Source organism: Streptomyces sp. NBC_00490, from assembly GCF_036013645.1.
GTDB classification, from domain to species: domain Bacteria; phylum Actinomycetota; class Actinomycetes; order Streptomycetales; family Streptomycetaceae; genus Streptomyces; species Streptomyces canus_F.
The window spans coordinates 15,744-30,623 of record NZ_CP107870.1 but is presented as its reverse complement, the minus strand read 5'-3'; the positions used below and the strand labels follow the sequence as shown (position 1 = coordinate 30,623).

Below are 14,880 nucleotides of genomic sequence, written 5' to 3'. Positions count from 1 at the left end.
ATGGTTGACCATACGGTAGCGTACGGTCATGGCGCCACGGCAGCAACGACAGGACAGGAAGCCCCGGTTGACCGCCCAGGACTGGGCGGACGCCGCGCTCACCGCGATCGGTGAGGGCGGTATCGCGGCCGTCGCCGTGGAGCCCCTGGCGGCCCGGCTCGGCACCACCAAGGGCAGCTTCTACTGGCACTTCGCCAACCGTGACGCGCTCATCGAGGCCGCTCTCGACCGCTGGGCACAGATCAACACCGAGGGCACCATCAGCGAGGTCGAGGCGGAACCAGACCCCAGGAAGCGGATCCGTCTGCTCTTCGCCGAAGCCATCACGTCGGCCACGACCAACCCGCTCGAGGTCGCGCTGCTCGCCACCGCGACGCAACCCCAGGTCGCAGCGGCCCTGCGCCGGGTGACCGAGCGCAGGGTGGCATACCTCGCCCAGCTCTTCACCGACCTCGGCTTCCCCGAACCGGAAGCCCGCCGCCGCGGACTGCTCGCATACACCGTCTACCTGGGCCACGCCCAACTCGCTCACGCGGTGCCCTCGATGCTGCCCCCGGAGGAAGGCGGGGTGTTCCGCGAATATCTCAACGAGACACTCGAGGTACTCATGACGCGCGGCAGGAGCATGACGGACCCGGCCCCTCTGGAAGCTCGGCCATCGCGAGACCGTGGCCGCGATTCTGGTCCAGCGCCCTCGCTACGTCGACCCCGCTGACGAATGCCCGGACGAGAACGTGCAGTTCATCGCCACCGCCCGGGAAGCCCACCCTCGGCTCATCGCGGAGATCAAGAAGGGTGAAATGTCCCCCTCGGTAGGAGAAGGTCAGCTCGTTCGGGTGAGAGGAGGAATCAGTCATGCCTTTCCTGGCTAACTGGCCCTAACAAAGCCTCTGGACGTGCCGGTGGGTGATCAGGCAGACGGCAAGTTCGAGGAAGGCCTCGTGGATATCGTCGCGTCGTTCCCAGCGGATCCGTAAGCGGCGGAAGCCATGCAGCCAGGAGATCGTCCGCTCAACGACCCAGCGGAAGGTGCCCAGTCCCGTCCCGTGCGGCTGGCCACGCTCGGCGATCGCGGGCCTGATGCCGCGCTGCCGCAGGAGCCGTCGGTACTTGTCGTGGTCGTAGCCGCGGTCGGCGAAGAGCATGTCCGGCCGTCTGCGCGGCCGCCCGACGACGCCGGCCACTGCCGGGATCTTGTCCAACAGGGGCAGCAGTTGGGTGACATCGTTGCGGTTTCCGCCGGTTAAAGACACCGCGAGCGGGATCCCCTGGCCGTCGGTGATGATGTGGTGCTTGCTGCCCGGACGTGCGCGGTCGACCGGGCTGGGCCCGCTTTTGGGCCCCTGCGTGCGGCCCGAACGTGGGAGGAATCGATCACCGCCCGCGACCAGTCCAGCTGGTTCTTCGAGCGCAGCTTGTTCAGCAGCACTTGGTGCAGCTGGTCCCAGACGCCGGCCTCGTTCCGGGCCGCCAGGCGCCTCCAGCACGTCATACCCGAGCCGAAGCCCAGCTCTTGGGGCAGGTACTCCCATTGGATGCCGGTGTGCAGGACGAACAGGATCCCGCACAGGGCTTGCCGGTCGGGCACTCGAGGTCTGCCCTCGACCTGCTTCGGGGGCGGCTCGGGCAGCAACGGCTCGACGAGCGCCCACAGTTCATCCGACACGATCCACGGTCGCGACTGACGCTTCCCCATGCTCACTTCAACGAGCGATCAAGCAGACAGTCACTTGATCAAACCGCTTTTGTTAGAGCCAGTAAGCGTTGTCCCGTAAATGATCTTTGACGTGCTGGATGAACTGCCGTTTCTCCGTCACCCGGCGAGGGTGAGGTTGTGCAGTGGTTTCGGCTGTTTCGTGAGTGGAGGTGTCTATAAGGAGGAGCAAGGGATTTGCCGGTGCCCACGGAACGGCCGGGTGCGGGTTTGCGGATGACGACGGGTGGGATGGGGCTGCCGGGGATGTTGATGCGGACGCGGGTGGCCAGCTGGGTTTCGGTACGGGGCGCCGGCTTTGCGGGCGTCGAAGTGTGGTCCGGGTCGGTGCAGGGCATGCAGGTTCAGTTGAGCGGAGGGAGCGGCAGCGGGGGCCGCAGTAGGTGTGGTCGGCGTGTCGGTGTGGGTGGCGAGGCCGACCGCGTTCTGGGGTGTGGCGGTGGTGGTTTCTACGGTGGGCCGGGAGCGGGCGTTCGGTCGGGATGCGAAAACTGAGTGCTAGGGGTGGGGTGTCGACGTCCGCGGTGGGTGCCGACGGGTCAACTTCACCGGGGCTGTGTACAGGCACGGAGTGGCCAACAAGCCTGGACAGCAAGGTGACTGCCTCAGTTTTTCCCATCCTGATCGTCCTTGAGGATCATGTACAGGACGCCAACAACGGCGATCGCCACTGTGATGGCACCGCCCAGGGCCGGGCTGGCGAACGCGGCGTAGCCGGTCATTACGGCGATGATCGCGAGGAGGAGCAAGGTCTGGGTACTCATGATGGCAAGGTCCTATCTGGTCCGGGAGGTGGTCACTTCCTCCTCACCAGCCTGTGGCGTTCTCGAAGTGCTTGACGCAACGGGGCGGAACCAGACGGGAATTGACGTACAGCCACGTGACGGCACGACTTGACACTAAGTTTGAGCTTGTTCCGCTTTGACGGACACCATCGGTGTGGTGGTCAGGCTGCGAGCGCGGTCTCGTATTCGGCGGGACTGCGGTAACCGAGGCTGCTGTGCAGTCGGTGCAAGTTGTACCAGCCTTCGATGAAGTCGAAGATGGCGGTGCGGGCGGCAGCCCGGCTGGGCCAGGGGCTCGTGTCGAGCAACTCCCGTTTGATGGTGGCGAAGAACGACTCGGCGAGCGCGTTGTCCCAGCACTGACCCGTGCGGCCGACGGACAGGCGGATGCCGAACTCTCGTGCCAGCGTGGCGAATTGCTGACTGGTGTACTGACAGCCGCGATCCGAGTGAAAGATCACCGGCCGGGCGGGGCGACGCTCGCGGCAGGCCGCCGTGAGGGCGTCGGCGACCAGCTCGGTCCGCAGGTGGTCGGCGGTGGACCAGCCGACCACGCGACGGGAGGCGATGTCGATGACGGTGGCCAGATACAGCCAGCCCTCGTCAGTGGCGACGTAGGTGATGTCACCGCACCAGCGGGTGTCGAGGCCGTCCGGGTCGGGAGCGAAGTTGCGGACGATGAGGTCGGGCCTGGAGGCGGCCCGCGGGTCGGGGATCGTCGTCAGCCGTCGTCGTCTGCGGTGGCGGCCCACAAGCCCGGCATCGCGCATCAGTCTCGCGACGCGGCGCCGTCCGCAGTCCTCGCCCTGTCGTTGCAGGGCGGCATGGACCCGCGGGACACCGTAGGTTCCACGGGACCGCTCATGGACTTCCGTGATCTTCTCGGTCAGCTCGGCGTCCCGGACCGCCCGCGGTCCCGGCTTGGCGGTGCGGCGGGCGTAGAAGGCGGTTCGGGAGACCTGCAGCAGTTCACACGCACGCTTGACGCTGTGACCACCATGCTTTTCCGCCTCGATGAACGGGTGCACCGTCACCGGGTCTCCTTCGCGAAGAAAGCCGTCGCACGCTTGAGGACCTCGACGTCCTCGCGCAGTCGGCGGTTCTCCCGCCGCAGCGCGGCCAGTTCCTCGCGTTCGCTGCTGGTCAGACCGTCGCGCTCGCCCGCGTCGACCTCGGCCTGGCTGACCCACAGCCGCACCGCCGTCTCGGTCAGGTCGAAGTCCCTGGCGATCTGACCGACCGAGCGGTCACCGCGCCGGCACAGCTCGACGATCTCGGCCTTGAACTCCGGCGTGAACGAGCGGCGAGGGCGTGGCTTCTTCTTCCCCATGCTCTCCATGATGGACATCCTCCCGGGGCAGAACCCCTGATCTCGGATGTCCGTCAAAGCGGATCAAGCCCAGTTGAGACAGAGTGAGACAGTGTCTCAAAGCGTCAGGTGGATCCATTGCCTGAGGGGGCGCGGTGGAGCAGACGAGTGCCGCGGGGCGTCCGCTTGCGTCACCGCGAGCTCCGGTTCCGGACCTCGTCGGGGAGGTCAACCGTCTTTACCAAGAGGCGGGTAGCCCGTCTTATCGCCAGCTGGAAGAGTTCATCGAACGCAATGACAAGGCATTGAGCCGATCCACTATTGGGCGAATGCTCAATGGCAAGGATAATCCACGGTGGAGTCGGTGGGACATTCTTATCCGCTGCTTGGCAAAGCAGTCGATATCCATCGATCATGACGTCGATTTCCTGATTAAGCGGCTGTACGCCCTCTATCAGGGGAACAGTGTCCCTGGAAATAAACTGTCCGAAGAGGCGAGGGAAGCAGAAAAAGCACGAGCGGCCACTTCCACAGCAGTTCGCGACGCCGAGTCAGAACAGGCTGTGGCAGCCGCGTGGCGAGCGGCCCAGGACGAGATCGCTTTTGCCAGATCGATAGCGGCGGCTGAGCAAGAGGTCGAAGGATCGAGTCTCGAGGAGGAAATCGAGCAGAGACCTGAGGCAGCTGATTCTGCAGACGGCCAGTTTAATGGGCTCACTTCCGCCAGATTGTCATTCCGGGTGCAGCTGAGTCTAGTTCTTTTCCTCTATTCAACATGCGGTCTGCTAGCCGGAGGCGTAGTAGGCGCTCTCGTGGCCAACCATGCGCTGGGGAATTCGGTTCTGGGGGGAGCTGTCGCGGGAATCACCGTAGGGCTCTTCACTGGGGAGGTCATGGCTGGCATTGCCCGGCATCACGGCCCGGAACCTTTCTGGCACCGTACTCCAGGACTGACGGGGCTCGGCGGACTGGTCGGTCTAGCCGCGGGAACCATCGTCGTGGGCGCTAGCGCAACGCATCTTGTGGACGGTCTGTTGCTCGGCTGCGCGAGTGGAATCGGGATGGGCGGATTAATGGGAAGTGTGTTTCTAGCGGGGCGGGCGTTGAGTGGAAGCCTTCCTGTGGACGGGATACTACGGTCAGAGGAGCAGGGGTCCAACTCGGAACCATCGAGGCCTCGGAAGTCAGTGGAAGGGAAAGCACAGTCATGATCGAGACACGCGGCAGCGTGTTGCCCATTTACCTCGTTGTAGACGAGTCAGGGTCGATGGCGCCGCACCTGGAAGAGCTGAACGACGGGATCCGGCGTCTTACGGAAATTTTGCTGAGTGAGCCGATGGCGGCTGCCAAAATTCGCTTTTCACTGCTCGGGTTCTCGGACGACGTTGTCGAACGGAGCCACCTGGAGGACCTACGCACGTCAGATCTCTCGGCTCGATTGGAAGCTCGGGGCAGTACCAACTTCGCCATGCTCTTCGACGACCTCGCCCAGCGTATTCCCAGAGACGTGATAGAGCTCAAATCGGACGGCTATTTGATTCACCGGCCAGCCGTCTTCATGCTGACAGACGGCCTACCGAACGGAACCGACGACTGGGTTTCAGCCCATCGACGCCTCGTCGATCGCACTATCACGCCGGCTGCTCCGAACATCATCGCCTGCGGTATAGGGGACGCCGATCCACATGTCCTCGGTGTGGTGGCGACATCACCGAACTTCGCCTTCATCGTGGATCGTGGGGTGGACGTCGGCGAGGCTGTGGCTAGATTCAGTGCGGCCCTTACCCGCAGCGTGATCGCCTCGGGGCTCTCGCTGTCGGCAGATGCACCGCAACTGGTCGTCGAGAAGCCTGAAGGCTTCACTGTGGCAATTGATGTGATCTGATGCGGCCCGAATCCAGTGAACACATCGAGGAGCCCTCACTTGTACCGCGTCGGCCTCTAGTGCTGGGCCAGCCCGGCATGGACTTCGAGCCACGACCGCCGACCAGGAGTTCGTACCGCCCGGACACCATTTACGACGGCTGGTCGACCGATCGGATGACGCTGCGTCTGGCCTCGACACGCGGCCCCGCCCACCGCCACCAAGGGCGGCCACGTGAGGACGACGTCGCCGCCTTCTACGACGCAGACCACGACACCCTGGCCTTCGCGGTTGCCGATGGAGTCTCCGAGGCCTCCGATGCGCACGTGGGGGCCGCGTTGGCCTGCCGCAGCGCGGTCGACGAAGCGCTGCGGCAGATTGCATTTGAGGGAACCGTTGTCGACTGGGGCCACCTGGCACGCATCGTCTCCTGGCAGTTGGTGGAGCACGCGGCGAAGATGCTGGGCGTCTCGGAGCCGGATCCTGCGGCGGCAGAGCAGATGCTGGCCGCTACCCTGATCGCGGGAACCGCGTGCCCGGCGTCAGGCGGTCTGGAAATCACGCTCGCCCAGGTCGGTGACTCCTCGGCGTGGATGCTCGAGAAGGGTCGTTTCACGAAACTTTTCAACAGTGACGGGCCGCACGAACTCGTCCGCACTGAGGTGGTTGCGCTTCCGCGGGTCCCGGCCGAGGTGGCCACCTTGAGGGTGCTCATTCCCTGGGAGGCGGCTCTCGTAGTAGCCACCGACGGATTCGCCGATGCCCTCGCGGACAGCAGAAATCTTGTGGGCGATTTCTTTGCCGAACACCTCGCCACCCCGCCGAACGCGCATGACTTCGCCTATCTCCTTGACTTCTCCCGGGAGTTGTACGACGACGACCGCACGATGCTCGCGATCTGGGCCCAAGGGCGGGGGCGGGACCAACCGTGAGTGTCGTACTGCCCGTTGTCCAGCTGGGCGCCCTCGACATCGGAGTCGATCTGGGCAGGGGCGCCGTAGGAACGGTCTCGCGGCTACGTCAGCCGCCTGTTGGATTCACTGGAAAGCTCGTCTTCAAGCGCTACCTCCCAGGAGCCCGGGAGCAGGTCGACGAGGCGATTCTGCGTCGCTTCATCGCGTTCCCTGACACTCTGAGCACGGCAGACACCGAACTCATGCGTGAGCGCCTAGCTTGGCCACTGGCAGCCGTGTACCAGACGCCCGGGGTCGTCTCCGGATTCCTCATGTCGGAGATCCCCTCGCACTACACCTTGGACATCCGTGGGCCCAAGGCAGCCCCGGCAGGCGTGGAATTCCTGCTGAATGGTCCCGTGTATGAGCGGCGCCTCGGAATTACCGTGGATCGCACAGCCCGACTTTGTCTCTTGCTCGACCTGGGTCGACTCCTTGTGCGCCTCCACGAGCTCGGCGTCGTCGTCGGGGACCTGTCGCCCAAGAACGTTCTCTTCTCGCTGGCTGGCCCGATTAGCTGCTTCCTGATCGACTGCGACTCGATGGGTGTCCAAGGGGCTCATCTCCTGCCTCCGCTTGAGACGCCGGGCTGGGAGGTCCCCAGCGGTGAAGACCCGCTCACCCGGGCCTCTGACTCGTACAAGTTCACGCTCCTCGCCATGCGGTTGTTCGCCGGAGACCAGAACACCCGCGATCCTCAGGCTCTGTCTGAGGTATCGCCAAAACTGGGGCGCCTGGCCACAGCGACCGCGAGGGACCGCCTCGAAGCGCGACCGCGGATTAGCGAGTGGTTGGCGCCTTTGGAAGCCGCAGTCGAAGCGTCGGGACGGGCAGCCGACCGGGTACTGCTTTCACCGACCGCGACGGGTCGCAGGCGTGTTGCTGCCACTGCGCCTCCGCCGCGGCCCAAAACGCCTCATTTCCCGGGGCCGTCCGGGCCGCCCTCACCGCAGTTCGAGCCACGAGCCCGACTGTTGCTCTTTGCCGCGCTCGTGGTCGTCACACTGGTGCTGCTTTCCTTCACTCAAACGCGCTGAACCAGATCAGCATTCGAGAGTCGCTCACGCACTGGGACGCGCCGTAGCCGCGCCCGACAAGCCACCTTCCTGCCGAGGCCAATTCCATCCGCCGGAGGTGCTCGCGTACTTCGAGTGCATGTCAGACTCAGCGTCAGATCGGGCTGCTCGTGAACCTGCACCGGATTCCGACACGGTTGCGGTCTGGTGGATGGGCGCGGCGGTTTGGGTGGGCGGCGGGGTGCGGTGGGGACTGGGTGTACAGAGGAGGCGGGTGCCGACCTAGTGGTCGTCACCCGCTGTGGGGCTGGCTGGTGTTGGTGGGGCATTACGGCAGGAACTGGATCCAGTGGCCGGCGGTGCTGAGCAGGCCGCTGACGCTGGTGCCCCAGGCGAGGATTGGCAGCGAGACACTCAGGCTGAGGTGGTGTCCGGCGCGGACGTCGAGTCCCTTGCGGCCCAAGTGCAGCTGCCAGGGTGCTGCGGTTGCGGCTGTAGTGGTGGTCTTCTGCTTGCTCATGGCGTGGTGCCCCTCTTGCTTAGCTCCCTGGTGTGTCCCGGGCGGCCGGGGCAGGGATGCGTTCTGTGTTCATCGCACCGCATCTGCAGGGCGTCTTCCAGGAGTCGGGGGCGAACTCGTAGGAGCGGAAAACTGCAGATCAGATTGTGATGATCATGGAATGTGGTTGAAGAATCCCGATGCTGTGATTCCTTCGTATTTCTTCGCGGGGCATCGCTACACTTCGTGTTCCAGCGCGCGACCGTCCGGGGGATAAGTGCCGCAGGAATCGCTAGCGGCCGGACCGGATGACCCGGCCACCCGCTTCAAGACCGCCCGCGACGAGTTCGCGCGGGATCTTCGTGACTTGCACATTCAGTGTGGGAAGCCGAAGCAGAGTGCGTTGGTCGCTGCGGCGGCCAAGTTCGCTGCGGAGCAGAAGAACGGCAAGTGGCGTCTGAACGCGGCCACGTTGTCCGAAATCCTCAACGGCAAGAGGGTCCCCAAGCACGAGTTCCTGTCCGCGCTGATCAAGCAACTCGTCCTGGCCTGGCCTGCGGTGGGCGACTACAAGCAGCTCTGGGGGCAGTGGGAAAGACGCTGGCAGGACCTGATGCGCCTGCAGGGGATGGACACCGAGTTCCGCAAACAGCTGCAGGCTCAAACCGGACAGCAGAGGCTTCAGCCCACCGATGACGCCTCTACCGCAGTACCCGGCGAGATAAGGGAGGCGCTAGCCAAGGCCCGGGCAACGGTGCTGGGGGAGGACTTGCTGCGCGATGCGAAAGAGCGCAGCGAACAGGTCCTTGCCGCAGCCGAGGCAGATGCCCAGGCCATACGGGCCCAGGCCCACCAAGCGGCTCGGCAAGCACACGATCGGCTCCAGGCACAGCTGGCTGACGAAGCCACCACGCAGCGCCAGCAGACCGAGAATGACGCCCGATTGCTTCTTGCCCGCGCCGAACGAACGGCCGACCTGCTGCGCGCCGAAGCGACATACACCGCGGACGATGTCCTGCACGAGACCCGCCAGGAGGCCGAGTGGGAGCGCCGTGACCGGCTTCTGGCCGCCATCATCGACACCGAGCAACAAGAGCACGCTGGTCACGCTCAAGGCCAACACCCTCCTGACGAGGAGCAGGCCAGAAACATTCTGAAACGGGCATGGGCCGAGGCCGCTGCGATCGCAGCTCATGCTGAGCAGGAGGTGGAGGCGGCCCGTCAGAATGCCTACTGGGACGCGCGCGCTGACGCGCTCCGGCTCGTCGAGCAAGCCCAGGCGAAAGCCGATCGGCAGGCCGAACTCGCCTTTGAGGCCGAGCAGGTGCTGCTCCAGGCACGCCTGCAAGCTGCGGCGATTGTGGCCGAGGCCGAGCAGGAGTGGCGGGCCCGGCTGGAGGAGTACGAGACGGCGAAGGGTTACGCCCACTGGTTCGTCGACCAGGCACAAAAGCAGGGGAAGGTCCGCCGTTTCCTGCAGATCAGTACCCCTCAGACGGGCCATGCCGGGATCCAATGGGTGGCGTTCTCCTCGGATGCCCGGCTGCTGGCTGCCTGTGATCGCTATGGATGGGTGCGGTTGTGGGACCCGGCTACAGGGCGGTCGAACGGCGGACCTCTGACCAGTGACACTGATCGCTGCGTGGGGTTCTCTCCGGATGGCCGGGTACTGGCCGCCAGCGACGAGGATCGACGGGTGCGGCTGTGGGACCCGATTACTGGTAAACCGGTCGGTGCCCCCCCCACCGGCACTATCAACCTGAGCTGGGGCGCGACCTTCTCTCCGGACAGTCAGCTGCTCGCTGCCAGCGAGGGCTTCGGACACGTACGGCTCTGGGACCCGGTGACCGGCGAGCCGGTTGGCGAACCCCTCTCGAGCGAAAGTAACTTCGTACAAGTGCTGGCGTTCCGCCCGGATGGGCAATTGCTGGCCGGCGGCGGGCACAGCAACGACGGCGCTGGGCGGGTGTGGTTGTGGGATCCGGCTACCCAAGAGCAGGTGGGCCAGTTGTCCACGGGCCGTCATATGGCCGTGGGAGCGTTGGCCTTCGCTCCGGACGGCAGTCTGCTGGCCACCAGTGACGGAAGCAGCCGAGTCTGGTTGTGGGATCCGGTGGACCAGGTGCCGATCGGTGATCCGCTCACCCATAGCAGCGGATCTGTCTGCGCAGTAGCGTTCTCTCCCTCCAGCGGCCTGCTGGCCAGCGGAGGCGCGGTCGGGCAGCTTCTAGCTGGCGGTAAAGGCCAGCTGCTACCCGGCACCGATAGCGACGGACGCGTGTGGCTGTGGGACCTGGCCACTCAGCAGCTGATGGGGGAGTTGCCCACGGGCCCTGGCCGAGCCGTCGAGTCGGTTGCGTTCTCCCCGGATGGGCTGCTGCTGGCGGTCGGCTGCAGCGACGGGAGCGTGTGGTTGTGGAACCGAGCAGTTGGCGGACCACCCCGGGACCGCCATAGCTCTGCTGGAAACTGAGGAGCCGACCACAACGGCAGAAACACCGACGCAGCCTTACCTCCTCATGGAGCCGCCGCTCCGGAAAGCTTGCCCAGGGCTCAACAGCGCGGGGTCATGTCCCGTTGGGTGGTGAAGAGCTCGGCCATGGGGGCTTCGGAGAGGTAGCGGCGGTCGAAGACCTGCCATTCGTCGTGGAGTTCGGCCAGGACCGCAGCGGCGAGCCGGTCCAGGGCTGCGGGGTTGGGGAAGACCTGGACGACGTCGGCCCGTCGTTTGATCTCCCGGTTCAGCCGTTCCAGCGGGTTGGTCGACCAGATCTTCTTCCAGTGCGCCGACGGGAAGTCCGCGAACGCCGTGATGTCTGTTGCGGCATCCAGCAGCATCTTCTTGACCTGCGGGAACTGCTGTCGGGGTACTGCCGTCCGAGCATGTCGGCGACCACGTCCAGCTGGGTGCGGACCTGTTCGGCGGTGGTCTGCGCGAAGATGGTGCGGATGGTGGCCGTGACCATCTCTCCCGAGCCCTTTTCGATCACTGCGAAGACGTCCCGGACGAAGTGGACGCGGCAGCGTTGCCAGGCCGCCGAGGAAGACGGTGCGGATCGCGGCCACCAGCCCGCTGTGGCTGTCGGAGATCACCAGCTGGACGTTCTCCAGGCCGCGGGCCCGAAGCGAGCGCAGGAACTTCGTCCAGAACGGCTTCGATTCGCTGTCGCCGACCATCACGCCGAGGATCTCGCGGTGTCCGGTGGCGGAGATCCCGGTGGCGATGACCACGGCCTGCGAGGCGAGCCGGTGATTGACCCTGGCCTTGCAGTAGGTGGCGTCGAGGAAGACGTAGGGGAAGACGGTGTGGTCCAGCGGCCGTTCCTTGAACGCGGTCAGTTCCTCGTCGAGTTCGCCGCAGATCCGCGAGACCTCGGACTTGGAGATCCCGGAGTCCGCACCGAGTGCTTTGACCAGGTCGTCGACCGAGCGGGTCGAGACTCCGTGCACGTATGCCTCCATCACCACGGCGAACAACGCCCGGTCGATGCGCCGGCGCCGCTCCAGCAGGGAGGGGAAGAACGACCCGGTCCGCACCTTGGGAATCTTCAGATCGAGGTCGCCGACGTGCGTGGTCAGCAGGCGGTCGCGGTGTCCGTTGCGCCAGGTCGTGCGCTTGTCGGTGTGTTCGTGCGGGGCGGCACCGATCACCTCGGTGGCCTCGGCCTCGATGAGCTCCTGCAGGATGCGCTCGCACACCACCCTGATTGCTTCAACTCCATCTGCCCGACGTAGTGACTCCAGCAGCCGCATCAGCTCAGACTGGGACAAGGCCATCGCATGCTCCTCCGGTTGAACTGCCCGTTCACCAGGGAGACTTACGCGATGGCCTGCCCTTGTTCAGGGAGCATGCACCGCCAGCGGATGCACGCCCCGGGCAGACACCCGCGCGTTCCGCGGCCAAGCCCGGCTACACCACTTCAAGGGACGCCATCCGTTGCACCGGCCCGACCGCATGCGTGATCCCCGAACGTGATCAAAAGGTCACCCGTTGTCAGTGGCGGTTGCTTTCATGGCCGTTGCGCCGGTGCGGCGCGATGTCCAGTGGAGGGGAAGCACGCCGTGGTACAGGTAAGGGAGTACGAGCGGGCGGACGGCACGAAGGTACGAGCGCACTCGCGCTGGCACCCTGGAGCGCGGCGAGAGTTGACCATCTTTGCGGTGATCGCCCTGGTGGCCGTCGGCTACGGCAATAGCAGCGGCGCGGCCGGCGACGCCGGGCCGGGGGACCGGTTACCCCGGCCGCAGCAGACCGGGGTGTACCCGGTGCACTTCCCGGGCTGGGACAAGCCCGCCCCGCGGCCGACGCCGACCGTGTCGTACCCGATCCCGTGGGACCGCAGCCAATAGGCGTGGCGGATGACGAAGGGGCCCTCAGATGCCGGGGAGCGGGCGGGCTGGAGTCGGCAAAAGTACCCGCAGCCAGCTCGAATGGCTGCGGACGCCCTTTGTGAGCGTCGTGGCGTCCCGCCCCCGCACTGCGTCACCACTGTGAGGGAGCGGCTGTCGGCCCGGTTGAGGTAGCCCTGAACCTGCCATTCAAGCGGCCCCGCCTCCACCTGGAAGAGTCCCTCCATGTACTGCGCGCGGCCCCTGGGCCGCAGGACATCCGCACGTACCGGGTGGCGTCGTGGCGGTGCTGGCTGATCAAGGAACTGGACCCGGGCTCAATTGGCCGGTGGTGCAAGGTGTTGCTGCTCGTCCTGGACTCGGACAAAACCACCACTGCCTCGCCGTGGCGACCCTCGACCAGCGCAGCCCGAAGGAAGAGCAGTACCTGACGACGATGACCCCGGAGCTTGCCGGGCCGGGCCACTACTCGGAGCAGGATGTGCTGGTCTGGCTGGGTACCGAGTGGGTCAAGCATCTGGAGAAGGACGGGGCGCAAGCCATCGTCCGCTACGAACGCGCGAGCTGACCTGCAAACAGCACAGGTCCCCGGGCGGTGTGCTGCCCGCCGTCCTGGCTATGGCTGCTCTCTGTGCAGGGCGAGTCCTACCGATGGTGCGTGGCCGGGACCGATGCCGACTGCGACGGCGTGGTGCCGGCCGGGGCTTTGCTGTTGGTTCCCGGTCCGCCGACCAAGGCCAGCAGCAACAGGAGCAGCAGCAGTCCTCCGCCCCCGGTGCCTGCTGCCACGGCGATGGTGCGCGGGCTGATGGACCGGTGATGCCCGCGCACGCGGGTGCCGTCGCGGCGGTAGTGGGGCCGTATGTAGGTCGTTGGTCCCGCGGGGGCCGGGCGGGGCCGTTGGGTGGCGCGTCGGGGTGCCGTACGGGGCTGTGCGGTGCGCGGTCGGGTGCGGCGGTTGTGGCCTTTGACGTAGGTACCGTCGCGGCGGTGGTGGGGGCGTACGTAGGTCACGGGCGGTCCTCGGGGTGAAAGGGGGCAATGCCCCCCAGGCGGGGCCGGGTATTCCTCGGCGCAACATTCGACGGTAACCACCGGCACTGACAATCCAGGGTGGCCAACTCCTCGACTGTGCGCAGCCGTTGGGCAGCAGCCAGCGATTTTCAGACGGGTGATCCCGACGGCGGGCCGACTGTCAGTGCCGGGTGCTGTCATGAAGGGGGCGGGGAGCTGTAGACGAGGGGGAAACGTGCTCGGGAACAGGGGATACGAAGACGTCGATCACACAGGCCGGGATGTGCGCGGGGCGCTGTCCACCGTGGCGGCGGAGGACTTGCGGTGAGTCCTCGTCGGCGGCGGCGCAAGAGCGACGACGATCTGCTCATCGCCTTAGGCGGGCTCGTGGTTGTCGGGTTGGTGCTGGTCAAGGTCGGACAGTGGGTGTGGGCGCACTGGTGGCTCCTGGTCCTACTCGGCCTGCTGGCGCTTCTCGCCCTCGCGGGCTGGATCTACCGGCAGTTTGACCAGATGCGGTCCGCGCAGCTGCGGGTCGAGGGTCTGACCTACTCGCTCGGCCAGCTGGATGCCATGCACCACAGCGCCTTCGAAAACGCCGTACGTGACCTGCTGGCTCGGGACGGTTCCCGCGACGCGCTGCGTTGTGGTGGCCGGGGCGACCTCGGTGCCGATGTGAAGGGACACGATCCGCTCGGGCGGCTGTGGGTGATCCAGTGCAAACACCGCAGGAGGGGGCTGGACGGCTCGGCTGTCGGGACTCCGGAGCTGCAGACACTCAACGGCACCGGTCGGCCGGTGCACGGCGGCGACGTAGTCGTGATGGTGACCAACGGGAGGATCTCCGGGCCTGCCCGCGACTTCGCCCGGCAGCAGCGCCTGCACCTGGTCGACCGGCGGGTGCTGGAGCAGTGGGCCCGGGGCAGGCGTCCGTTGTGGGAGATTCTTCCGGCTGTTCCACCGCCCCGGAAGCCTCCACAGCTTCGCTGAGCTTTCTCATGCCGGTGAGCAGGACCAACCGGCCCCGCCCACCAGCATGTCGTCCCCTGCTCCAGACCGGGTGCCCAGCGCTCTACGCTTCCGCTCATGACCAGCAAAATCCCCGTGCGCGGGGGCAGGAAAGGGCAGCAGCACCGGGCGACTCCGGTCGACCTGCGCTCCTACACCGTGTCGCCGGCGTCGCCGGTGACGTGACCTAGGCCGACGGATCGACGGAGACCCGGGCGGCGACGGCGGCACGGAAGACGACGACGGCCCCGCAGCGACGGGGCATGGCCGTGTGCGCGATGTGCGCCGATCCGATCGAGGGCAAGGTGTGGGTGAGCCGGGAGCAGGGACCAAGCCGGTGCACCCGGACTGTGAGAAGAAGGCGCAGG

At 66.0% G+C, this 14,880-nt stretch carries 14 protein-coding genes and 1 pseudogene; 8 read left to right on the top strand and 7 right to left on the bottom strand.

Annotation, left to right across the window (positions count from 1 at the left end):
- The first annotated feature begins 28 nt into the window (after positions 1-28).
- On the top strand, positions 29-715 hold the full coding sequence (locus tag OG381_RS48530; RefSeq protein WP_327722813.1) for a TetR/AcrR family transcriptional regulator: 687 nt from the start codon (positions 29-31) through the stop codon (positions 713-715).
- 163 nt (positions 716-878) lie between these two features.
- Here the strand turns inward: OG381_RS48530 and OG381_RS48525 are convergent.
- The 4 genes from OG381_RS48525 to OG381_RS48510 form a co-directional block, all read right to left on the bottom strand.
- A protein-coding gene (locus OG381_RS48525; protein ID WP_327722812.1) for an IS5 family transposase occupies positions 879-1,696 on the bottom strand; the annotation gives its coding sequence in 2 pieces (ribosomal slippage) (positions 879-1,345 and positions 1,345-1,696; 819 coding nt in all).
- A 623-nt stretch (positions 1,697-2,319) separates the two neighbouring features.
- Positions 2,320-2,478 carry a hypothetical protein gene (locus OG381_RS48520; protein ID WP_327722811.1) on the bottom strand — a complete coding sequence of 53 codons (159 nt, stop codon included), beginning with the start codon at positions 2,476-2,478 and terminating at the stop codon, positions 2,320-2,322.
- Between the two features lie 182 nt (positions 2,479-2,660).
- The gene (locus OG381_RS48515) at positions 2,661-3,533 is read right to left on the bottom strand and encodes an IS3 family transposase (protein ID WP_327721991.1); all 873 of its coding nucleotides are present in this window, start codon (positions 3,531-3,533) and stop codon (positions 2,661-2,663) included.
- On the bottom strand, positions 3,530-3,829 hold the full coding sequence (locus tag OG381_RS48510) for a transposase (protein WP_443062003.1): 300 nt from the start codon (positions 3,827-3,829) through the stop codon (positions 3,530-3,532). Before OG381_RS48510 ends, OG381_RS48515 begins: the two co-directional genes overlap by 4 nt.
- 1,186 nt (positions 3,830-5,015) lie before the next feature.
- Between OG381_RS48510 and OG381_RS48505 the strand changes: the two genes are divergently transcribed.
- The 3 genes from OG381_RS48505 to OG381_RS48495 all read left to right on the top strand — a co-directional run bounded on the left by OG381_RS48505 (position 5,016) and on the right by OG381_RS48495 (position 7,662).
- A complete protein-coding gene (locus OG381_RS48505) occupies positions 5,016-5,693 on the top strand; it encodes a vWA domain-containing protein (protein ID WP_327722810.1) in 678 nt (225 codons plus the stop codon).
- 77 nt (positions 5,694-5,770) lie between these two features.
- Entirely contained in the window at positions 5,771-6,604 is an 834-nt protein-coding gene (locus OG381_RS48500) for a protein phosphatase 2C domain-containing protein (RefSeq protein WP_327722809.1), read from the top strand.
- Positions 6,601-7,662, top strand: a complete 1,062-nt coding sequence (locus OG381_RS48495; protein WP_327722808.1) for a hypothetical protein — start codon at positions 6,601-6,603, stop codon at positions 7,660-7,662. Before OG381_RS48500 ends, OG381_RS48495 begins: the two co-directional genes overlap by 4 nt.
- Before the next feature lie 307 nt (positions 7,663-7,969).
- On the opposite strand, the gene OG381_RS48490 is transcribed toward OG381_RS48495, so the two are convergent.
- The gene (locus tag OG381_RS48490) at positions 7,970-8,161 is read right to left on the bottom strand and encodes a hypothetical protein (RefSeq protein WP_327722807.1); all 192 of its coding nucleotides are present in this window, start codon (positions 8,159-8,161) and stop codon (positions 7,970-7,972) included.
- Positions 8,162-8,417: 256 nt separating this feature from the next.
- On the opposite strand from OG381_RS48490, the gene OG381_RS48485 reads away from it, so the two are divergent.
- Positions 8,418-10,613 carry a WD40 repeat domain-containing protein gene (locus tag OG381_RS48485; protein WP_327722806.1) on the top strand — a complete coding sequence of 732 codons (2,196 nt, stop codon included), beginning with the start codon at positions 8,418-8,420 and terminating at the stop codon, positions 10,611-10,613.
- A gap of 80 nt (positions 10,614-10,693) precedes the next feature.
- Here OG381_RS48485 and OG381_RS48480 read toward each other — a convergent pair.
- Positions 10,694-11,917: pseudogene (locus OG381_RS48480) on the bottom strand (IS256 family transposase).
- A gap of 369 nt (positions 11,918-12,286) precedes the next feature.
- Between OG381_RS48480 and OG381_RS48475 the strand changes: the two are divergent.
- A complete protein-coding gene (locus tag OG381_RS48475; RefSeq protein WP_327722805.1) occupies positions 12,287-12,490 on the top strand; it encodes a hypothetical protein in 204 nt (67 codons plus the stop codon).
- 385 nt (positions 12,491-12,875) lie between these two features.
- Positions 12,876-13,058 carry a hypothetical protein gene (locus OG381_RS48470; protein ID WP_327722804.1) on the top strand — a complete coding sequence of 61 codons (183 nt, stop codon included), beginning with the start codon at positions 12,876-12,878 and terminating at the stop codon, positions 13,056-13,058.
- A gap of 77 nt (positions 13,059-13,135) precedes the next feature.
- On the opposite strand, the gene OG381_RS48465 is transcribed toward OG381_RS48470, so the two are convergent.
- Entirely contained in the window at positions 13,136-13,504 is a 369-nt protein-coding gene (locus OG381_RS48465; RefSeq protein WP_327722803.1) for a hypothetical protein, read from the bottom strand.
- Between the two features lie 324 nt (positions 13,505-13,828).
- On the opposite strand from OG381_RS48465, the gene OG381_RS48460 reads away from it, so the two are divergent.
- On the top strand, positions 13,829-14,494 hold the full coding sequence (locus OG381_RS48460) for a restriction endonuclease (protein WP_327722802.1): 666 nt from the start codon (positions 13,829-13,831) through the stop codon (positions 14,492-14,494).
- Positions 14,495-14,880 lie beyond the last annotated feature (386 nt).